The following is a 20,640-nucleotide window of genomic DNA, read 5'->3' on the forward strand; positions in this document are numbered from 1 at the left end:
GAGCGGCGATGGGGCAGCGGATCATATCGAGCCGACAACGTGAGATCCTTGCGCTGATCGAAACGGAAGGTGTTCAGTACATCGAGGAACTGGCACGTCGGTATGATCTGACGACGCAGACGATCCGTCGTGATATCAATGCATTATGCGATCTCGGGCACGCACGCCGCTTCCACGGCGGCGTCGACTTGCCGGTCGCGGGCAGCAACATCTCACTCAATGCTCGCGCCCAGCTCAACCGACGGGCCAAGCGGCTGATCGCCAAGCGTGTCGCCGCCGACATAGGGGCAGACGCGACAGTGTTCCTCGGGATCGGCAGCACGGTTCGGTTCGTCGCCGAGGCGCTGCGTGATCACCAGGGTCTGACGGTGATCACCAATAACATCCACGTCGCCTTGAGCCTTTGCGACGCGCCGAGCGTCGAGGTCCATTTGACGGGCGGACTTTTGCGCCACGATGACCGCGACGTGGTGGGCACGGATGTGATCAGGTTCGTCGAAAAATTCTATGCGACTTACGCAGTCGTCGGCGCGGGCGCTTTGAGCCCGCTCAACGGTCTGATGGATTTCAGCTATAGCGAAGCCCAAATCACCAATGCCCTCCTTGAGAATTCACAAACGCAGATTCTGGCCGCAGACGTCAGCAAGTGGACGCGCAACGCTTCCGTGCGTGTTGCGCCATTCAGCAAACTCACCCGCTTCTACACCGATCGGCTGCCTGGCGAAGCTGCCGCCACCAATGCCCTCGCCGAGAGCGGCTTGGACGTGGTCACATGCAGCGAGGATATGACATGAGCTATGTAGACCTTGCACCATCGGCTCGTGAGTTACAGGATGTGCGCTACCTGTTCACCGACATCGACGATACCCTGACCACCGAAGGCAAGCTTCTGCCGCAAACCTACGAAGCTCTCTGGGATCTCAGCCGGGCGGGAATTGCCGTCGTGCCGGTCACGGGCGGCTCAGCCGGATGGTGCGAACATATCGTCCGCGCCTGGCCTGTGGCTGCCGTCATCGGCGAAAGCGGCGCATATTGCGTCACCCGTCAGGACGGCGAAGTGGTGTTCGACTATTGGGAGGATGGCGCCCTACAGGGTGAGCGCCAGCGCCAGCACCTGCAGACGATCAAAGAGCTGATCTCGCAAAATAGCCGGACGTTCAGAATTGCCCACGACCAGGTCTTCCGGCTGGCGGATGTCGCAATCGACATTCACGGTCAGGAACCGTATGAGGTCGAAGATCTGGCATCCAGCATTAGAGCCATGGGCGGAACGGTCGCGATCAGCTCCATCCACATCAACACGTGGATCGGCGATTACAATAAGCGCTCGATGAGCGAGCGCGTTTTAACCGAGATGTTCGGTATCGATCCCGATCAAACAGCCGCCGTGACCGCCTTCGTCGGTGACTCTCGAAACGATGCACCGATGTTTGGCTTTATCCGCAACTCTTTCGGGGTCAACAACATCATCCCGGTTCTTTCACAATTGCAATACGCGCCGAAATGGGTCTCCTCGCAGCCCGCCGGGCTTGGCTTTGCCGATATTGCCCAAACGATCTTGGACGCGGCTGGCGCAGGTTCTGAGACGTCTCGTCAGCTTTTGACCGAGCCGGCGGTCATGCCTGCCAGGAAGTAGCGTTGAGCAACCAGATAAAGGACCAGGAGGGGAAGGGAACCGAGCACGCTCATCGCCATCATCTCGTTCCATTCGAAGGCGTGCTGGCCCATCAGAAGCTGGATGCCGATCGGAACCGTCCTGAGGTCCATCGATTTTGTCAGCGTCAGCGCGAAGAGGAATTCGTTCCAGGCGAGCAGAAAGGTGTAGACCGCAGTGGCGACGATCCCGGGGATGGAGACCGGAACGATGACGCGCCAGAGCGCCGTCCAGCTCGAACCGCCGTCGACCAGGACGGCCTCGTCCAGCTCTTTCGGCAGGGTGTTGAGATAGCCTGTCATCAGCAGGACGGCGTAAGGCAGTGTGAAGACCATGTAGGTCAGGATCAGCGCCAGATAGGTATCGAAGATCCTGAAGGCGACCACCATTCCGAAATAGGGAATGAGAAGGGTAATCGGCGGAACGGTCTGGGTGCTGATGATGAAAATGTTCAAGGTGTTCTTGAACCGGAACTGATAGCGGCTGAAGCCGTAGGCGGTCACGATCGCGACGAGGAGGGTCAGAATGGTGACGACGCCGGCGACAAAGTAGCTGTTGATGAAGAACCGCACTTTCACCGGATCGTTGAAAATCGTCAGATAGGCGGCCACCGTGAAATCATCCGGCAACAGTCGCGGCGGAAGGGCGAAGATTTCCGTATTCGATTTCAGCGAGCTGAAAAACATCCACACGATCGGAAAAGCCGAAAAAACCAGGCCGATCGCCAGACCGAGATAGGTCAGGATGGTCGGCAATACCGAGCTTTTGAAGGAACGCTTTGCCATGACGGTCACCTGCGCTGCTGGTGTTTGATGTAGAAATAGGTGACGCTCATCGAGATGATTAGGATGATCATCGCGCTCGCCGAAGCCAGCGAGAATTCATACTGCGAGAAGGCGAGCTTGTAGGTGAAAGTGGAGAGCACTTCCGTCGAATAGATCGGGCCGCCGCCCGTCGTCATCCATACCAGCGGAAAAACCTGCATCGTCCAGATGAAATCGAGAAGCGCGATGCTGACGATGATCGGCATCAGCTGCGGAATGGTGATGTACCAGAACTTTTGGAGTCCGTTGGCGCCGTCGATGCCGGCCGCCTCGTAAAGCTCCTTGGAAATGCCCTGGAGGCCGGCGAGCAGGCTGACCATGTAAAGCGGATAACCCGCCCAGATGTTTGCGAAGGTCAAAGCGTGAATGGCCGTGCGCGTCGACGAAAACCACTCGACCTTGAAGTTGATGATATGGAGCGCCATCAGCACGCTGTTGACGACGCCGTTCGGGTCGAGCAGCAGGCGCCAGATGATGGCGATGATGACGGCGGTGAACAGCCAGGGCAGGATGAAGAGCACGCGCAGGATGCTGCGAATAAGCGGATCGACGCGGTTGGTGTTCAACAGCAGCGCGAATGCCAGGCCGATGATGAAGTGGAAGACGACGCTCATGATCGTGAAATAAAGCGTCTGCGCGACCGACTGCCAGAAGACCGGATTTTCAAAGATGGTCACATAGTTCTGGAGCCCTGCGAAGGCAGCGGTCTTTTTCATGATGGCGCCGTCCATCAGAGAATATTTGAAGACCATCACCATCGGGAACAGCATCAGCAGCACAAGCAGCAGGGTCGCCGGCGACACGTAGAAATACGGGACCAGCTTCCTCAAGGTGCTGTAACGAAGCCATCCTTTTCTTCGCGCTTTGGCATGCGCGGCGACCAGAGCCGTAGCCGAGTGATTCATGAGCTGTGACTTTCCATTCTGCCGAGATTTGACGACTTGCACCGGCAGCGCAAGGCTGCGCTGCCGGTGATCGTGAAAGCGACGTGCTTAGAACTTCGCGAGCCACGCCTTTTGGGTATTGGCAGCTGCGTCCTTGGCTGACTGCCCGCCGTCGAACATCTTCTGGACTTCGACGTTCATGTCGCGCATCAGCTCTTCGGCAACCGGAAGACCGACGAATTCGTTGGCAGGATAGCCGCTCTGGAAGATTTTGAAAGCTTCCGCGAAGATCGGGTCCGAGGCCACGAAGTCCGGCTTGGCATGGACGTTGCCGGGGAAGGCGTTGGCAATCGAGACGAGACGGCCGTTGACGTCAGGGCTCATCAGGTATTCGACCAGCTTCCAGGCTTCGTCCTTGTGCTGGCTGCCTTCGCTGATGCCGATGCCCCAGGAGGCATAGGGCATGCCGCGCTTGCCGGTGTAGCCGTCAGTGGCCGGCAAGGCGGAGATGCCGAAGTTGAGCTTCGGATTGCGCTCGCGGATGAGGTTCACATGGGCGAGGGAATCCACCATCATGCCGACGCGGCCGTTGACGAATTCTTCGACCTTGTCCTGTTCCTTCTTGGCGAAGATGCCGGGAGAAATCACGCCTTCCTTGTTGAGCGAGGCAAGATAATCGAGCGTGCCGACGACGGCGTCATTTTCGAGGTCAGGCTTGCCGTCCTTCAGCATCGAGGCGCCGGAGGCCCAGACCCAGGACATCACGTCGTTCTGGATTCCGCTCGGAGACTGCAGCGATAGCGGCAGAACCCAGCCGTACTGGTTCTTCGAGGCGTCGGTCATCTTCTTCGCGGCTTCAGCGAATTCCGTGCGCGTCGTCGGCAACTTGTCGACGCCGGCGGCCTTGGAGATATCCAGGTTCACGAAGACCGGGTAGACGAAGGATGCCAGCGGGAACATCACGCTCTTGCCATCGACCTTGACGATATCGGTGATCTGGCTCTTGTCGTATTTCGCCTTCTCCATCAGTTCGTCCATGGAGGCGATCGCGCCCTGCTTGGCGAGCCCGTTTACCCAGGCACCATCGAGGCCGACCACGTCGCTGAGCGTTCCCGAGGCGGCGCCGACGACGATCTGGTCACGCGTCGTGGCATAGGGACCGCTGACAAGCGTCACCTTGATGCCGGGATTTTTGGCTTCGAAATCGTTCATAATGCCGCGCAAGGCGCCGGACGGCATTTCGGGTTCCCACCATTGAATGAACTCGATGGTGGTGTCGGCAAACGCGGATGTGGCGCAGAGCGCCCATACCGCTACCGCAGCCCGCATCGTCACGCCGAATTTGCTGATATTCATCTGTGCCTCCCAAAGATTGTCAGTTAATCGATCCTCCTCAAGATCGTAGGCAAAGTAGGTTCCCTGAAGGCCCTATCTGTCAATGAAGAACTGCGATCGGGAAAAGATGGGAGGCCGGCATTCACGGCGCGTGTCGCGTTAAATCATTGATAAAAAATAATAAAACTGATTGACATCATCGGTATTTTTCTACAGCATTTGTGTTGCTTGTGACGCATTTTTTCTTTACTTTCGTAAACAAATGAAAGTTTATCCAACAAAATGAAAAGCGTGGAACCCGGCGTCTTCACTGCAAATTTTCGAATTTGGGGCGCTGAAACAAGCACCTTTTGCAACCACGCGGCGCAAACGGCGCAAGTCGCAGTGAAGGGAATATTTCGATTTTCGAAAGGGAGGGCAGGGCCCGCACCAAAAGTGACGGATCACGCCGGCTTACGTGGTGGGTTTCGAAGATTGAGGATACGAAGATCACCTGTACAAATTGCCGAATGCGTGATTTGGCGCGTCAGAGGATCGGCCGTTGCGTCAAATCATTCCCGATCAGTTGTCGTCGTCCCGCCAGTAAGGAATTGAATGGCCAAGAAAAATTATAAATCGATGGACGACTTCGCGACCGCCGCCGGCGTATCGCGTCCGACCTTGTCGAAATATTTCGACGATCCCTCACAGATCAAGGAGGTGACCCGCAAGCGTATCGAGGCGGCTCTCAAGAAGTCGCATTTCGAGCCGAACCTTTTCGCCCGGCATCTCAATCGCAAGCGGACCAGGAATATCGGGATTCTGGTCCCGACCATGTCGGATCCCTTTTATGTGCAGGTCGTGTCGCTGATCGAGCTGGAGTTGCGCGAAAAGGGATTCTGGCCCGTCCAGATCTCTTCGCACACGCGGCCGGAGCTGGAGGCGGAGGCCGTGCGGACCTTGCTGTCGCTGAAGGTTGCAGGCGCGATCGTGGCGCCGCTCGGAGCCGGTTCACGCCGTTCCGCGCTGGAAAGACTAAGCGGCGCAATCCCCGTCGTCTGCTTCGACAACCCTGCCGGCGCTGACCTTCCCTATGTCGGAAACGATAACGCGCAAAGCATGGCCGCCATTGTGCAATATCTCTGCCGGTCCGGTGAGCCACCGATATTCCTGGAGATTCCGCATTTGACCGAAAATGCTGGCGAGCGGCAGGAGAGCTACCGCGCGACCATGGCGAGGGAAGGGCATACTCCGCTGGTCATCGATTGCGACGCACCACCTTCCTGGGAATTCGAGCGTCTCGGATACGAGCAGATGCAGAGAATTCTTGCCAGAGGCGGTCTTCCCGGCAAAACGCTGCTATGCGCTAATGACCGCTTCGCTTTCGGCGCGATGGCTGCCGCTTTCGCTTCGGGACTGAAAATCGGTCGTAGCGACGCGTGCGACGTACGCATTGCCGGGCACGACGACCACCCGCTGAGCCGATACACCTGCCCGTCGCTGACGACGATGGCTCAGAACGCGCCCGAGATCGCCGCGAAATCCGTGGAGCTTTTGCTGGCGCATATCGAAAGCGAGGATGATGGAACCACCCCTACGACGAACAAGGTGATCCTCGAGGCAACGCTGGTTATGCGCGAATCGGCTTGAGACTAGGCAGTTCCCGCCTCAACGGGTAAGCGCAGGGTCCATGGCGCGCCATGCCATTGCGATGGCTTCGAGGGCCTCTTGTGCTTCCGGAATAGCCCGTCGCTTCGATACGAAGCCATGGATCTGTCCGGGCCAGGTCCGGGTCGTGGCCTTCGCCTCGGCGCTGAGCCGCTCGGCATAAGCGGCCCCTTCGTCGAACAGCACGTCGTATCCGGCAAGGATCACCAGGGCCGGCGCCACGCCCGCCAGCGATTCTGCGCTCAGCGGCGAGGCTCGCCAGTCCGACCGGCTCGTAGGTTCCGGCAGATAGTGGTCTCGGAACCATTTCATCGCCGCGGCCGTCAGGCCGAAATCCTCTTGGTAACGCAAGTAGCTGTCGCTTGTCTGCAACTGATCGGTCACCGGATAGATCAGCACCTGTCCGATGACAGCCGGCACCTGTCCGTCCCGCGCCAACAGGGCGACGACGGCGGCCAGATTGCCACCGGCGCTATCGCCGGCGACGAGAATTCGCAAGGGATCGATGCCGAGCGCATCCGCCTGCTCCGTCATCCAGACGAGTGTGGCGGCGCAGTCGTCAATGGCAGCGGGAAAGGGGTGTTCCGGGGCCAGGCGATAGTCGGGCGAAACCACGACGGCGCCTGCCATATTGGCAAGCGTCCGGCAGATATCCTCATGGGTTTCCGGCGCGCCGATGACAAAGCCGCCGCCATGGAGATAGAGCAAGGCCGGTGCGCCCTGGCGCGGCGCAGCGCGGCCGCGCCATATCTTCAACCGGATTGCGCCCGCATGCCTTTCCAGGATCTCGGCTACGTCTTCGAGCGGCCGTTGAATGTCTGCGAAACTATCCAGATATTGCTGCCGCGCCAGCGCCGGCGTGCAGCTTTCGACCGGCGTTTGGGGATCGCCGGGCCATGCAAGCGCACGTTTGGCGGATTCATCCAGTTGTGTCATGCCAGCAAACTCCTCGCTTCGTCTTCCCGCAATTCTTTTGGCTGCGCGACAATACCCGGAATGGTCTGCGCGACACCGGTTTCACCGGCACGCAGGATCGCTTCCATGACTTCGAGCACATGGAGAGCGAGATCGCCCGAAGCACGCGGCGCACGGCCCTCAATGATTGCGCGTGCGAGATCGGCAAGACCAAGCATGCGGTAGTTGGCACGATCAGGCGCTGCGATCGGCCAGTTGACGGCGCCAAAGAGTTTGCCTGACGTATCCGTTTCCTGCCAGGGCGCGCCGCGGCTGGAGAGCGCAACGGAGCCGCCGAAATTGTCGGGGTCGGGCAGGCGCAGCGAGCCTTCGGTCCCGTGGAGTTCGATGGGGTGATTGGAGTGGCGAAAGACGTCCCAGGAGGTGCCGAAGGTGACCGTGGCACCGCAATCGAATTCCAGCAACGACAGCACGCTGGTCGGCGTGCCGACCTTGAACGTGGTGCCCTGCTTCGGTCCCTCCGCCGTGATGAGCCGCTCGTCCTGCCCGCTTGTGGCGACGGCCTGCACACGGCGGATAGGCCCCATCAGATTGACCATCATCGTCAGATAATAAGGCCCCATATCCATGACCGGGCCGGCGCCGGCCTGGTAATAAAAGCCGGGATCCGGATGCCAGTGCTCCATGCCGCGCCCCATCATGAAGGCCGTCCCGGTCACCGGCTTGCCGATGGCGCCGGCTTCCATCTGCCGCCGGGCATGGCGTCCGGCCGCCCCCAGAAACGTATCTGGCGCCGAGCCGAGCATGAGGCCCTTTACGGCGGCGGCATCCACCAAGCGGCGTCCTTCGGCGGCCGTGACACCGAGCGGCTTCTCCGTGAAGACATGCTTGCCTGCAGACAGCGCCCGCATCGAAACGTCAAAATGCGCGGCCGGGATCGTCAGGTTGAGGATGAGGTCGATGTTCCGGTCGTCGATGAGGCTGTCGACGTCGGCCGCGCGCAGATCGAACTCGGCCGCGCGACGTTTGGCGGCGTCTGCGTTGAGGTCTGCACAGGCGATGATTTCGACGCCGCGAAACAGCGGCGCGTTGCGCATATAGGCGAGCGAAATGTTGCCGCATCCGACAACGCCGATCCTGAGTTTCATACCATTGGTCTGTGCCATCGAAGAACCTGATTTTGCCGTTGCGGGTGCGAAGGGTTGAGGGGTACGTTACATTTTAATCGCAAGGTATAAAATATATTGACGTACGCTAACATTTGACCGTACGTAATGGCAAGACGCTGGCGTCGCAATCCCCGCTGAAGAGCCCGCCTTTCCGGCCTTCGGCCGCCTCCCAGGCGGAAGGAGTTTTGCAAGGTCGGCGGAGCCCCTGAGGATTGCCCGGCGGGGAAGCAGCCGGCTTCGGTATCGGCTGTCATCAACGAATAGGTCAGGACCGCGAGATGAAAAATGCTGAGCTGCAGATCGGCTGCCAAACATTCACCTGGGAGATGCTGGGGACAGGTTGGAGCGGCGGCCCGGACGATCTGGTGCGCGCCATTGCCGACGGCGGATATGCCGGTATCGAAATCACCGACACGATGATCGGTCACTACGCGCTCAAGCCTGCCGACTTTGCCCGCACCCTGGCGGATGCCGGTTTGGCGCTGGTTTCCTTTGCCTTCGGCTCCGCCAGCGGCTTCACGGTGGCGGAAAAGATCGCCTCCGATCTCGACACGGCGCGGCGATGGGTCGATTTCGCGGCGAATTTTCCCGGCGCGATGATATCGATGGGATCGGCGACGGTCGTCTCGGATGGTCCGCGCGATGAGAAGTTTGCGATTGCGGCCGAGTGCTACAATCGTGCGACCGAGATCGGACAGTCGGCTGGCGTCGCTGTAGCTGTCCATCCTTCCTCGCACCACAACACGCTGCTGTTCACGCGGAACGACTATGATCAACTGTTTGCTCTCTTGGATCCACAAGTGGGTTGGGTGCCGGATACCGGTCATATCCTGCGTGGCGGCCAGCAGATCGGCGATACGCTGGCGGCCCACCGGGACCGGATCCGTTACGTGCATCTGAAGGATGTCGACGCCGGCGGGACCTGGGCGATGCTGGGCGAAGGCGTCTGCGACGTGCCTGCCGTGGTTTCGACCGTTCGGGATGCGCCGAACTTTATCGGCTGGATCGTGGTGGAAGAAGAATCGGACAATGCCGGAACCGATCCTGCCGCGGCCGTTCGAGCGAACCGCGAGACGCTTCGACGTCTGGGGTTTTAGCCCATCTCGTATTCCGTGGCGTCGGCCAAAGCTATCCGTCGATGCCAAAGCCTCTCCTGTCTCTCTTGTAAATTGGAGAGGTGGACTGCAGGTCACGCGTAGCGAACCTCCACGCCCAGCTTGTCGAGCCTGTGGCGAATGCTGTGCGGCATGTTGCTGTCCGTGATGATCAAGTCGACGCGCGACAGCGAGAAGGCTTTGGAGGAGGCGCCGACGTCAAATTTGCTCGAATCCGCCACGAGGACGACACGCCGCGCCATGCGAACCAGGTTGCGCTTGGTCCGTGCCACGTCCTCGGAGACATCGACGACATCGAAGGCCTGATCGATCGCGTGGGCGCCGACAAAAGCCTGGTGGGCGACGAGGCCGCCGACCGCCTTGTCGGAGTCCTGTACGATCGTGCTCACGGTGCTGGGAAACACGCGGCCGCCGATCATGTGCACGTCGAGCCCTGGCCGGTACATCAGATGCTGGGCGATGTTCATTGCCGTTGTCGCAACCACGACGTTGTTGACTGGTGGCATCTGCATGGCGACCTGCAGCAGCGTCGAGCCGCTGTCGAAGACGATCGACTGGTTATCGATGATCTGTCTCGCAGCCATCTGGGCGATGCGGCGCTTCGCATCGAAATTGCGTTGCATGCGTTCCTCGAAGGCTGCTGCCGGAGAGTCGGACGGCAGGGCGATTGCCCCGCCATGCGTTTTGATCAGCTGCTTCTTGGCGTCCATGATTTCGAGATCGGAGCGGATCGTCACTTCCGAGACCTGGAAGAATTCCGCGAGCTGGCGGGTGCGTGCCTGGCCGACCCGTTGAAGTTCCAGCATGATCTGCTGCCGCCTCTGCTCTGCAAGCATATGTGATCCCGACTGCTGTTATTTGCGACACTGCGACTTTTGAAATTGCGACACTGCGACTTTTGAAAAACGAAAGCTCGCTGTCTCATCCTACGGCTTCTGCTGTAGAAATAGCCGTTCAACGACGAAAATGCACGTCAAAAATTCATCATTCTTGTAAAAACGAAAGAAATCGAAATATTGAATGTTTGTTTGTTTTCGAGTTAGGGTTTTTCCAGCATCGGCGCCGGCAATCGCAAGCATGCAATCACAAAGTCGGCAATCACAAAGGAAGTCTCGCCATGGGTCTCGGAACCAAAATCCGCCTCGCACGCCTGTTCTCGAACCCATCGGGTCACTTGTTCGGAGGCGCCGTCGATCATTTTGTCGGTTATGGCAATGTGCGTGAGGGCGGGCTTGCCGACCTGCCGGGTGCGCTCAGACGCGTCATGGCGGGAGGCCCCGACTACATCAGCATCCAGCCTGGCGCGGCGCGCCACCTCTGGTCGGAATACGCCGGAAAGGCAGCGCTCGTCATTCAGGGCGGTTGCTTCACCGCCGACGACCGTATTCGCCAGCTCATTGCGACCCCGGAGGACGCGGTGCGTTATGGTGCGGACGCTCTGGCTGTCGCCATTCCCGTGCGCGGCGCCACCGAAGGAGAGTATATCCGCTGGCTCACCGATACGGTCAACGCCGCCGCCCGCTTCGAGATGCCGGTCGTTGCCCACGTCTATCCCCGCGATTTCTCCGACGGCGGCAAGATCGTGTTCACCCCGGATGAAATCGCTTACGCCGTGCGCATCGGCTTCGAGGCCGGCGTCGACGTGATCAAGGTCGGCTACACCGGCGATTTCGAGTCCTTCCGCGAGACCGTTGCGACTTGCCCGATTCCGGTCGTGATCGCCGGCGGCCCGAAGACCGATACGCTGCTCGGCGCGCTCGTCCAGACGTCGGAAGCACTGCGCGCTGGGGCCAAAGGCGCGGTCGTCGGTCGCAACCTCTGGGGTCACGGCGACACGACCATGGCCGCGCGCGCCTTCAAGTTCGTCATTCATAAGGGGATGACGCCGGAGGATGCGCTGGCGGCGGCCGGTGCTTGAGACGTGTCGCGCCCTTTCCAGGTTCTGGGCTTCGGCGCCCTGGCAATCGATGACATCATCTATGTCGATCGGGGGCTGACGGCCGGCAAGGGGAAGGTGAAGAAGCGCGCCACGGACCATGGCGGCAACGTGGCGACGGCCCTTGTTGCCGTCGCCCGGCTCGGCGGGCGGGCCGGCTTCATCGGCTGGCTCGGCAATGACACAACGGCCGACGTGGCGGGAAGCGAGCTCGAGCGGGACGGTGTCGATATATCGCTGGCTCCCCGCCACGCGGATGCCGCGCCGATCCGCTCCGTGATCACCGTCGGTCCCGACGGCGACCGGTTCATCGCTTATGACGATGATGTGCTGCACGGCACGTCGGATGCGCTGCCCGATGATGTTCTGATGCAAGCCCCGGTACTGTTGATCGATGGTTATGCCACGCACTCGGAAAACGTCGTGGCGCGCGCACGCGCCATGGGCCTGGCCGTGATTGCCGATATCGAATGGACGGTCGGCGCCGCGACCGACCGGATCCTGGCTCTTGCCGATCATCTGGTGCTGCCGCTTGCCTTCGGGCGGGAGTACACCGGCGAGGGTGATCCAACGATGATCCTGGACAAGCTCTGGTCGGGGGATCGGTCCGCAGTTGTCCTGACTGATGGCGAACGAGGGACCTACCTCCGTCAGAGAGGCGATGCCACCCGCTGGCATGTGCCGGCCTATCAAGTTCAGGCGGTCGACACGACCGGCGCCGGGGATTGTTTTCACGGTGCCTACGCCCTTGCTCTCGCAGAGGGTAAGAGCCCGCTTGATTGCACTGCCTATGCCGCGGCGGCGGCCGCCATTTCCGTGACCGCACGGGGAGGGCGCAGAGGCCTGCCGGATCACCTTATGTGCCTGGCATGGATGGCGGCGGAGAATGCGCCTGTGCCGATGCCGATGCCGGGATGCCAAAAATGAGCGCGGGCGGCGATGGGTGCCGGCACCGATCGACTGACCCAGCAGAGCCTCACGGCTGGCGTGTCATTGAATCACTTTGAGCGATCTCTCAACAGCGGCAAGTTCGATCATAAAAGTTACGCGCGATAAAAAATATAATTCCGCAGTTTATTTTTAATTTCTGGTAAAATAATGATACGTTTCAAATAGATATTAAGAGCGGCTGGTAATCTTCGGCGAAATATCATCGATTCTTTGGTTGACTTTGAAGCTCAGGCCTGAGCTTTCTTGTCAAAAGGATCGGACACGGCGGGGAGCGCCGTCTGAAGATATGATCCGGACTGGTACGGGAGGACGAGACGTGGCTGTGGTTGTACTCGACAAAATCTGCAAGACCTATGGAAACAGCTACCATGCGATCAAGGATCTGAGCCTGACGATCCATGATGGCGAGTTTCTGATTCTGGTCGGGCCGTCCGGATGCGGAAAATCGACCGCTCTGCGCATGATTGCCGGGCTCGAGGAAATCAGCAGCGGAACATTGAGCATCGGCGGCCAGGACGTCGTGGATCTCGCGCCCAAGGACCGGGATATTGCCATGGTCTTTCAGAGCTATGCGCTTTATCCGCACATGACCGTGTTCGATAACATTGCCTTTTCGATGAAGCTGGCCGGAAAGAACAAGGCCGAACGCACCAAACGTGTCCACGAAATCGCCAAGATCCTGCAGCTGGAGCCCTTGCTGGGCAACAAGCCCGCGCAGCTTTCGGGCGGCCAGCGCCAGCGTGTTGCGATGGGCCGCGCCATGGTCCGCGAGCCCGCGGCATTCCTCATGGACGAACCGCTCTCGAACCTCGATGCGAAGCTGCGTGTTCAGATGCGGGCAGAGATCGCCAGCCTGCAGAGACAGCTGGGCGTGACGACGATCTATGTGACGCACGACCAGACTGAAGCGCTGACCATGGGCGATCGGGTCGCGGTGCTGAAGGGCGGCGTGCTGCAGCAGGTGGATACGCCCAAGGCTCTGTATCACCGCCCGGTCAATGCGTTTGTCGCCGGCTTTATCGGTTCGCCGTCGATGAACCTTTTCGAAGGGCGTCTGGCGGGCGGACGGATCCATCTGCCGGGCTTCTCCATCCCCTTGTCCGGCGGCGCCTTCGAGCGCGCTCCCGGTCTATCCGCTTTTGAGGGAAAGGATGTGATCTTTGGGGTCAGGCCCGAGGACCTCTACGACAGCCGGTTGCCATCTGGCGCCTCCCATCCGACGATCCCGGTTGTCGTGAAATCGATCGAGGAGCTTGGCTCCGAGCTGATCGTGCATTTGAAGATCGACGCGGTCCGCATCGACTCGGGCGACCCCGATGCCGTCGAGGACCTGAGCGGGGCCGCCAATGCCGTCGCGCGGTTCGAAGCGGTCAGCGCGGTCGAGACAGGCCAATCGATCGACCTGGCCATCGACCCGGCGAAACTGCACTTTTTCCACCCTCAAACGCATATGGCGCTGTGACGTGACGAGGGAGAGCCGCAGGCGCTGCTGGCAGTCCGGCCATAAGCCGTTGTCGACGTTCGATGTCTTGAAAGCATTCCATCCGACGCCGAAACCAGCGTTCATCTTCAGTATCCGACTTAAAGGGCTTATCGATGCCAGCAAAACAGGAACGACGTCTCCGCATCGGCGTATTGGGAGCGGGCCAGATTGCCCAGGCCGCGCATTTCGAGAGCTGCACCAAGGCAGCCAATGCCGACCTTTATGCAATTTGCGATGTTGCCGAAGATCTCCGCGAACGTATGGCCATCACCCATGGGGCGGAAAAAACCTATGACGACTACGACAAGATGCTGGCCGATCCCGACCTCGATGCCGTGGTCATCGCGACCGCCGACGCCTTTCACGTGCCTGCTTCCATTCGCGCCCTTCAGGCAGGCAAGCATGTGCTGTGCGAAAAACCCGTCGGTGTCACCATCGAGGAATGCCTTGAACTGAAGGCTGTGGTCGACACGTCGGGAAAGGTGTTTCAGGTCGGGCATATGAAGCGTTTCGACGCGGGGCTGCAGGCTGCCAAGTCCTTCATCCGCGATGAAATGGGCGAGATGGTCGCTCTGAAAGCATGGTATTGCGACAGCACGCACCGCTATCCGATGACCGATGCGGTTCAGCCCTTGATCGTCACCAGCGCCAATGCGAAGAAACCCTCCGCCAATCCGAAGGCCGACCTGCGGCGCTACTATATGCTTGCCCATGGTTGCCATCTGATCGACACGGCACGTTATTTCGCCGGCGACATCGTTTCCGTCAACGCTCGTCTGTCCGAGCGAGCCGGTATCTGGTGCTGGTTCGTGGACGTGGAATTTGCCTCCGGCACACTCGGCCATCTCGATCTCACCGTCCAGGTGCGCATGGACTGGCACGAAGGCTTCCAGATCTATGGCAAGAACGGCAGTATTTTGGGCAAGACCTATAACCCGTGGTACTACAAGAGCAGTGAGGTCGACATTTTCCGGGAAGCGGACGGCGCCACACACCGTGTTCTCGGTGCCGACGGCCATTTCTACCGCCGCCAGGTCGAAGGCTTCGCCCGCACCATTCTGGATGGCGCGGTGATGGAAGGGGCCGATATCGATGATGGCCTGGCATCCGTCCGGGCCATGGTTGCCGTCGCGCGTTCCGCCGAAAGCGGCAAGGCGGTTGCGCTGTCCGACGTCACGGGTGGCGTGTGATGAAGCTCGGCATCTTCGCAAAGACCTTCGAGGGAACGGAACCCGTAACCGTTCTCAACTCGGTCGCTGGCGCCGGGTTCAGTTGCGCACAATACAATATGGCCTGCTCGGGCCTTGCGCCGATGCCGGAGATCATCACGGAAGCCCAGGCCCGCGCAGTCGGCGAAGCGGCGCGTAGCAGCGGCGTCGAGATCGTTGCCGTTTCCGGCACCTTCAACATGATTCATCCGGATCTCGCCGTGCGCGAGGCCGGCCTTCGCAAACTGGCGACCCTGGCCGAGCGCTGCGCCGGCATGTCGACCACCTTGATCACGCTCTGCACCGGCACACGCGACCCCATCGACCAGTGGAAGGCGCATGCCGACAACGACACGCCGGAGGCCTGGCGGGATCTCCTCGAGGCGATGGGCGCGGCCATCGAGATCGCCGAGCGTTACGATGTCGATCTCGGCGTCGAGCCCGAGCTTGCCAATGTCGTCAACTCGGCTGAGAAAGCCCATCGGCTGATTACGGCACTGAAGAGCCCCCGCATCAAGATCGTGCTCGATCCAGCCAATCTCTTCGAGGTCGCGACGCTCGATGAGCAGCGGAACATTGTCTCTTCCGCCATCGACCTTCTGGCCGATCGGATCGTCATGGCACATGCGAAAGATCGCAATCCGGACGGTAGTTTCGCGACCGCCGGCAAGGGTGTGCTCGACTACGCGCATTATCTCGGCCGTCTCAAGGCGATCGGCTTCGAGGGCAGTCTCGTCACACATGGCCTTTCGGCTTCGGAGGCGGCCGGTGCGGCGAGTTTCCTGAAGAGCAGTCTCGGCGGCGAAGCTGTGGGGGCAGGAAGATGAGACGGGCTGAACCGTTCGAAACCAGCGACGGGACCATTCTCAATGTCGATATGGCGGGCGAGGGCGCGTCCATAATCTTCCAGCATGGCTTATGCGGCGACGCGGCGCAGACCGACGAAGCCTTTCCGCTCGAAGCGGGTTTTCGCCGGGTAACGATCGAAGCACGCGGCCACGGCCATTCCCAAACCGGCAATCCGGAGCAGCTGTCGATCGCGACCTTCTGCGATGATATCGCCGCCTATATCGAAAAGAACCTTATGCCGCCGATCGTGATCGGCGGCATCTCGATGGGCGCGGCGATCGCCCTGCGTCTCGCGGTCAAGCGGCCCGATCTTGTCAAGGCTCTGATCATAGCAAGGCCGGCCTGGCTGACGGCATCCGCGCCGGAGAATATGGCACCCAACGCCGAAGTCGGGCGGCTTCTGAAAACTCTGCCACTGGGCGAAGCAAAGACCGCATTCCTTGCCGGGCCGGTGGGCGTGCGGCTCGCCGCCGAGGCGCCGGACAATCTGGCCTCGCTTGCCGGTTTTTTCTCCCGCACGCCTTTGGATGTGACCGCCGAACTGCTCACCAGGATTTCCAATGATGGTCCTGATGTGACCGACGAGGAGGTCGGCAATCTCACCGTACCGACGCTGGTTATCGGCCATGATCGGGACAGCATTCATCCTCTCAGCCATGCGCGTGCTCTTGTCGAGCGGATTGCCGGCGCGCGCTTCGTGCAGATCACGCCGAAGACTGAGAGCCGTCCGCAATACGTCGCCGACTTCCGGCTTGCCATGGGCCATTTTCTGAAGGAGCTCTGAAACAATGACGACCCCCTCCAAGACCTGGATCGCCGATCTTCCGAAGGATCGCCTGATTGCCGAATTCTCGGTCTGGTCGGCCGATCTCGTGCATCTGGCGGATGATCTGGCGCGTGTCGATCCTCACGTCGACATCCTCCACATCGATGTCGCCGATGGCCATTTCGCGCCGGCCATGTTGTTTTTCCCCGATCTTGTTGCCGGCGTGCGCAAAGTGTCCGCGCGCCCGATCCATGTTCACCTGATGGTCGCCGACAGCATCCTCCTGTCGCAGATCGAGCAGTTCGCCGATGCGGGCAGCGACCTGATCAGTCTTCATGTCGAAAACGAAAGCGTCGCTGTCGAGGCTCTCGATCTTCTCGATCGCCGCGGTGTCGCTGCCGGCATGGTGCTCAAGGTCGACACCCCCGTCGAACGGGTCGAGAGATATGCTTCCCGGCTGCGCTTTGTGACGCTGCTCGGCACGGCGATTGGCGTGAAGGGCCAGGGCCTCGACGAAAAGGCTGGTGCGCGGCTTCAGCAGGCACAGCAGATCATCGCCGGTTGCGGTGCGGCGCATCGGATCGTGCTGGCGGCCGACGGCGGTATTCGCGAGCACACCGTGCCGCTTCTGCGCCAGTCGGGTGCGGAAACGGTGGTCCTCGGTTCCCTGGCTTTCAATGCGCCATCGCTAGACGAGCGGATGGCATGGGTGCGCGCACTCTAACTCATGGTCTTCACATGCAGCAGGTTGCCATTGGAATCGACCTCGGTGGGACGCAGGTGCGCGCTGCCCTCGTCGACGAGCAGGGCAGGATTCTGGCGCGCGCAGCCGAACCGACGGATGCGTTGGCGGGCCCCGACCGCGTGCTCGCCCAAATCTGCGGCCTGACCGACGGACTGCTTGCAGCATCGAACCCCGCTTCGGTGGTGGGCGTCGGCGTATCCGCTCCGGGCCCGCTCGATACGGTCGCCGGTGTCGCCTCGAATATCCCGACCCTCTCCGGCTTTGTCGACTTTCCGCTGAAGGCGGAGTTGCAGAAGCGGTTTCCGTTTCCGGTCGACCTCGAGAATGATGCGATTGCCGCTGCCATCGGTGAGTGGCAGTTCGGGGCCGGAACGGGGCTCGACAATTTGGTGTATGTCACCGTGAGCACTGGCATTGGCGGTGGCGTTGTGTCGGATGGTCGCGTCGTGCGGGGCCGCAAGGGCATGGCAGCCCATGTTGGGCACATGTCGGTCGTGCCGAACGGAGAGCTTTGCCCCTGCGGCAACAGGGGTTGTTTCGAGGCCTACGGATCCGGAACGGCATTTGCGCGCCGCGCCCAAATCAGGGCTGTGGAATCCAGCGCGACGACAATAGGCAGCGATGGCGGCGCCATCGATAGCCGCAGCGTTTTTGCAGCAGCAAGAAATGGCGATCGTCTCGCAAATCAACTGATTGACGAGGAAGCGGAAATTCTCGGTCGCGGCTTCACCAGCCTGATCCATATCTTCAGTCCAGATATCATCGTGATGGGAGGCGGTCTTTCCCACGAGTTCGACCGACTGCAACCCGGCATTCAAGGCTACATCACGCAATGGGCAATGCCGGCATTCAAGGATGTCAGGGTAATGCTGGCGGCGTTGGACCAGAACTCGGGCCTCGTCGGCGCAGCTGCTCTGGCGTTTCTGACCGGAAAGGTCCCGGCGATCGATCAGATTTAGAAAAGCAGGCCGATCCTGCGTGCTGTAAACGCAATGACGCAAGGCCCCTCGAGACACGGGAACGGTTTGTGCGACGGGCAGGGTCGAAATGGGCGCAGCCAAGACAATCGTCAACGTCCCCTTTCCGTATCGAGAGGTTGCTCTCCGTCAGGGCGGCGAGGCGATACTTAAGGTGCTGATCAACGGCGTCACGTGGGCCTATAATCCCGAGGGGTCGTTGACTGGTATCACCGATGCTCCAAATGTGCCTGTAGAAAAAGCACTGGAGCCGATCGTCGAACGCGGCCCGAGACTGCACCAGGCCGGCGAAGCCGGTTACCGCTGAGGAACTGAAACACCGTCCTTGGGCAGGACGCCACGCATGCGGTCCGCCCGGCAAAACGCTGTGCTGACAGTCGTCGCTCTCCATTTGGCAAGACCATCTGGCGCTTGTGAAAGACGACGGTTCTGGCGCTAATGATTTCGATAAACGACCATGAGGACAAAAATGCGCTTGATCATTCTCGGAACCGGAGGATGGGCAAACACCCATGCCATGAATTTTTCCGAAATCGCCGACGTAAAAATTGTTGCTGCTGTTGATACGGACGAGGTCCGGCTACGGGCCTTCGCGCTAAGGCATGGTATCCCACTTACCTTCACGTCGCTTGATGACGCTCTTGCCTGGGGAGAGTTTGACGCCGTGACCAATGTCACGCCGGATCGCGCGCATTATTCCACGACAATGAAGATACTCGGCGCCGGCAAGCATGTCCTCTGCGAGAAGCCGCTGGCGGTTAACTACCGCGAAGCCAAGGAGATGGCCGACGCTGCCGCTGCGTCCGGCAAGGTCACGATGGTAAACCTTACCTATCGTAATGTAGCGCCGCTGCAAGCAGCGCGTAAGATGGTGTTGGACGGACGCCTCGGCGCGATCCGCCACTTCGAAGCATCCTATCTCCAGAGCTGGCTGGTCTCAAAGGCGTGGGGCGACTGGACCAAGGAATCGCAATGGCTTTGGCGGCTGTCGACAAAGCACGGCTCCAATGGCGTGCTGGGCGATGTCGGTATCCATATTCTCGACTTCGCGGTTTTTGCCGCCGGAAGTGACGTCAAGGCGGCCGCATCGCATCTTAAGGTGTTCGACAAGAGCCCCGGAAATCGGATCGGCGAGTATGATCTCGACGCCAACGACAGTTTCCTGATGATGGCTGAACTCGAAAACGGTGCCGCTGGCGTCATTCACGCAACGCGCTGGGCAACCGGCCATCTGAACGAATTGCGCCTGCGCCTGCATGGAGACAAGGGCGCGCTGGAGGTGGTGCATACGCCTGAAGGTTCGACGCTCAGGGCCTGTGAAGGTCCCGATGCCGACAAGGCAATCTGGCGTAAGATCGACGTCGAACCGGTTATCACTAATTTCCAGCGCTTTGCAAACGCCGTGCAAAAGGGGCAGCTGGATGAGCCTGGTTTTGGCCACGCAGCCAAGCTGCAATTCGTTCTTGACCACGCAGTGAAGACGGCCGGCGCTCTGATCGAACTTTAAGCAAAGGTGCTCCAGTTCAGTGCCACCTCGGCAGGTTGCTCGTCGTCTTAAGGCCAGGGTACCGGTTGCGCGGCCTCGTTGGAGCCGGCGCCGACAGCCTCGTATAAATTCCTCAAAGGGACGTCGGCTTGCTCAGATGCGCCGGTTCAACTCGTCTTCGCTGATCCCAAAGTGGTCGAGAATGATGCCGACGTTTCGGCGATGAGACTTGAAATAGACGTCGAAGATATCGCCGAGCAACGGAACCGTCCCGCCGGCGGCGTCGATCCCGAGATTGACGGCCATGCGTGCGAGCTTTTGGGTGGGAATGCCGAGGCGTCTTGCCTCATCGATGATGAAAAGACCGATCAGGGATCCGGCAATGTCTCCGACGGCCGGGATAAGGCCGAGAATCGAGTCTGCACCGATCCGCACGCCGATGACAGGCAATCTGACCGCGGTATCCATCAGGCGCGCTATGGCGACGGCGCGCCGAATTCTTCCAAGTTCGATGGAGGTCAGATGTTTGGTGCTGGCGGAGGCTGGCATCAGCGACCTATTGGCGCGAACGAACGTTCCGCCTCCTCCAGTGAGGGCGCGGCAAGAATGTCGTCGCATTGCTGCGAAATAGTCCGACGCAGCGAAAGCCCGGTGCCATCATCAGTTCCCATGGCCGTGAAACGCTGCAAACCCGAT

General features: G+C 60.1%; 20 protein-coding genes and 1 pseudogene. 14 read left to right on the top strand and 7 right to left on the bottom strand.

The features are described 5' to 3' along the window. The first annotated feature begins 8 nt into the window (after positions 1 to 8). Together AC25BC_RS23600 and AC25BC_RS23605 are read left to right on the top strand one after the other, a co-directional pair. The gene (locus AC25BC_RS23600; protein WP_003562577.1) at positions 9 to 794 is read left to right on the top strand and encodes a DeoR/GlpR family DNA-binding transcription regulator; all 786 of its coding nucleotides are present in this window, start codon (positions 9 to 11) and stop codon (positions 792 to 794) included. Further along, positions 791 to 1,636, top strand: a complete 846-nt coding sequence (locus AC25BC_RS23605) for an HAD-IIB family hydrolase (protein ID WP_003562574.1) — start codon at positions 791 to 793, stop codon at positions 1,634 to 1,636. The genes AC25BC_RS23600 and AC25BC_RS23605 overlap by 4 nt, the downstream gene beginning before the upstream one ends. Here AC25BC_RS23605 and AC25BC_RS23610 read toward each other — a convergent pair. From AC25BC_RS23610 to AC25BC_RS23620, 3 genes are all read right to left on the bottom strand, one after another. Then, a complete protein-coding gene (locus AC25BC_RS23610) occupies positions 1,594 to 2,439 on the bottom strand; it encodes a carbohydrate ABC transporter permease (RefSeq protein ID WP_003562573.1) in 846 nt (281 codons plus the stop codon). The two genes, AC25BC_RS23605 and AC25BC_RS23610, sit on opposite strands and share 43 nt — an antisense overlap. A gap of 5 nt (positions 2,440 to 2,444) precedes the next feature. Further along, the gene (locus AC25BC_RS23615; protein ID WP_003562572.1) at positions 2,445 to 3,383 is read right to left on the bottom strand and encodes a carbohydrate ABC transporter permease; all 939 of its coding nucleotides are present in this window, start codon (positions 3,381 to 3,383) and stop codon (positions 2,445 to 2,447) included. 87 nt (positions 3,384 to 3,470) lie between these two features. Further along, positions 3,471 to 4,718, bottom strand: coding sequence for an ABC transporter substrate-binding protein (locus tag AC25BC_RS23620; protein ID WP_003562569.1), 1,248 nt, complete (start codon positions 4,716 to 4,718; stop codon positions 3,471 to 3,473). Positions 4,719 to 5,291: 573 nt separating this feature from the next. Here AC25BC_RS23620 and AC25BC_RS23625 point away from each other — a divergent pair. Further along, positions 5,292 to 6,326 (top strand): LacI family DNA-binding transcriptional regulator, encoded by a 1,035-nt coding sequence (locus AC25BC_RS23625; RefSeq protein ID WP_128406929.1) that lies wholly within the window; start codon positions 5,292 to 5,294, stop codon positions 6,324 to 6,326. 18 nt (positions 6,327 to 6,344) lie between these two features. Here AC25BC_RS23625 and AC25BC_RS23630 read toward each other — a convergent pair whose 3' ends face one another. Next, positions 6,345 to 7,280 carry an alpha/beta hydrolase gene (locus AC25BC_RS23630; RefSeq protein ID WP_003562566.1) on the bottom strand — a complete coding sequence of 312 codons (936 nt, stop codon included), beginning with the start codon at positions 7,278 to 7,280 and terminating at the stop codon, positions 6,345 to 6,347. Beyond that, positions 7,277 to 8,425: a Gfo/Idh/MocA family protein gene (locus AC25BC_RS23635; protein ID WP_003562565.1), complete on the bottom strand. Its 1,149-nt coding sequence runs from the start codon at positions 8,423 to 8,425 to the stop codon at positions 7,277 to 7,279. The genes AC25BC_RS23630 and AC25BC_RS23635 overlap by 4 nt, the downstream gene beginning before the upstream one ends. 281 nt (positions 8,426 to 8,706) lie before the next feature. Here AC25BC_RS23635 and AC25BC_RS23640 point away from each other — a divergent pair, with 281 nt between their 5' ends. Continuing rightward, on the top strand, positions 8,707 to 9,525 hold the full coding sequence (locus tag AC25BC_RS23640; protein WP_003562564.1) for a sugar phosphate isomerase/epimerase family protein: 819 nt from the start codon (positions 8,707 to 8,709) through the stop codon (positions 9,523 to 9,525). 92 nt (positions 9,526 to 9,617) lie between these two features. On the opposite strand, the gene AC25BC_RS23645 is transcribed toward AC25BC_RS23640, so the two are convergent. Beyond that, positions 9,618 to 10,379, bottom strand: coding sequence for a DeoR/GlpR family DNA-binding transcription regulator (locus tag AC25BC_RS23645; protein WP_003562563.1), 762 nt, complete (start codon positions 10,377 to 10,379; stop codon positions 9,618 to 9,620). Between the two features lie 281 nt (positions 10,380 to 10,660). Between AC25BC_RS23645 and AC25BC_RS23650 the strand changes: the two genes are divergently transcribed. The 10 genes and pseudogenes from AC25BC_RS23650 to AC25BC_RS23695 all read left to right on the top strand — a co-directional run bounded on the left by AC25BC_RS23650 (position 10,661) and on the right by AC25BC_RS23695 (position 19,965). Beyond that, the gene (locus tag AC25BC_RS23650; protein ID WP_003562561.1) at positions 10,661 to 11,461 is read left to right on the top strand and encodes a beta/alpha barrel domain-containing protein; all 801 of its coding nucleotides are present in this window, start codon (positions 10,661 to 10,663) and stop codon (positions 11,459 to 11,461) included. 3 nt (positions 11,462 to 11,464) lie between these two features. Next, a complete protein-coding gene (locus tag AC25BC_RS23655; RefSeq protein WP_003562559.1) occupies positions 11,465 to 12,406 on the top strand; it encodes a PfkB family carbohydrate kinase in 942 nt (313 codons plus the stop codon). A 340-nt stretch (positions 12,407 to 12,746) separates the two neighbouring features. After that, entirely contained in the window at positions 12,747 to 13,892 is a 1,146-nt protein-coding gene (locus tag AC25BC_RS23660) for an ABC transporter ATP-binding protein (protein ID WP_128440200.1), read from the top strand. Between the two features lie 134 nt (positions 13,893 to 14,026). Beyond that, positions 14,027 to 15,103, top strand: a complete 1,077-nt coding sequence (locus AC25BC_RS23665) for a Gfo/Idh/MocA family protein (protein WP_012755540.1) — start codon at positions 14,027 to 14,029, stop codon at positions 15,101 to 15,103. Then, positions 15,103 to 15,948: a sugar phosphate isomerase/epimerase family protein gene (locus AC25BC_RS23670; RefSeq protein ID WP_003562554.1), complete on the top strand. Its 846-nt coding sequence runs from the start codon at positions 15,103 to 15,105 to the stop codon at positions 15,946 to 15,948. Before AC25BC_RS23665 ends, AC25BC_RS23670 begins: the two co-directional genes overlap by 1 nt. After that, positions 15,945 to 16,754 (top strand): alpha/beta fold hydrolase, encoded by an 810-nt coding sequence (locus tag AC25BC_RS23675; protein WP_128407819.1) that lies wholly within the window; start codon positions 15,945 to 15,947, stop codon positions 16,752 to 16,754. The genes AC25BC_RS23670 and AC25BC_RS23675 overlap by 4 nt, the downstream gene beginning before the upstream one ends. Positions 16,755 to 16,758: 4 nt before the next feature. Further along, on the top strand, positions 16,759 to 17,460 hold the full coding sequence (locus AC25BC_RS23680; protein WP_128440199.1) for a ribulose-phosphate 3-epimerase: 702 nt from the start codon (positions 16,759 to 16,761) through the stop codon (positions 17,458 to 17,460). A gap of 14 nt (positions 17,461 to 17,474) precedes the next feature. Continuing rightward, positions 17,475 to 18,440 carry an ROK family protein gene (locus AC25BC_RS23685; RefSeq protein ID WP_128440202.1) on the top strand — a complete coding sequence of 322 codons (966 nt, stop codon included), beginning with the start codon at positions 17,475 to 17,477 and terminating at the stop codon, positions 18,438 to 18,440. 163 nt (positions 18,441 to 18,603) lie between these two features. After that, positions 18,604 to 18,765: pseudogene (locus AC25BC_RS23690) on the top strand (ThuA domain-containing protein); the annotation flags it as partial. A gap of 162 nt (positions 18,766 to 18,927) precedes the next feature. Further along, a complete protein-coding gene (locus AC25BC_RS23695; RefSeq protein ID WP_012755544.1) occupies positions 18,928 to 19,965 on the top strand; it encodes a Gfo/Idh/MocA family protein in 1,038 nt (345 codons plus the stop codon). Between the two features lie 132 nt (positions 19,966 to 20,097). Here the strand turns inward: AC25BC_RS23695 and AC25BC_RS23700 are convergent, their stop codons facing one another. Further along, the gene (locus AC25BC_RS23700; protein ID WP_012755545.1) at positions 20,098 to 20,493 is read right to left on the bottom strand and encodes a DUF4112 domain-containing protein; all 396 of its coding nucleotides are present in this window, start codon (positions 20,491 to 20,493) and stop codon (positions 20,098 to 20,100) included. Positions 20,494 to 20,640 lie beyond the last annotated feature (147 nt).

It is taken from the genome of Rhizobium sp. WSM409 (genome assembly GCF_057653825.1).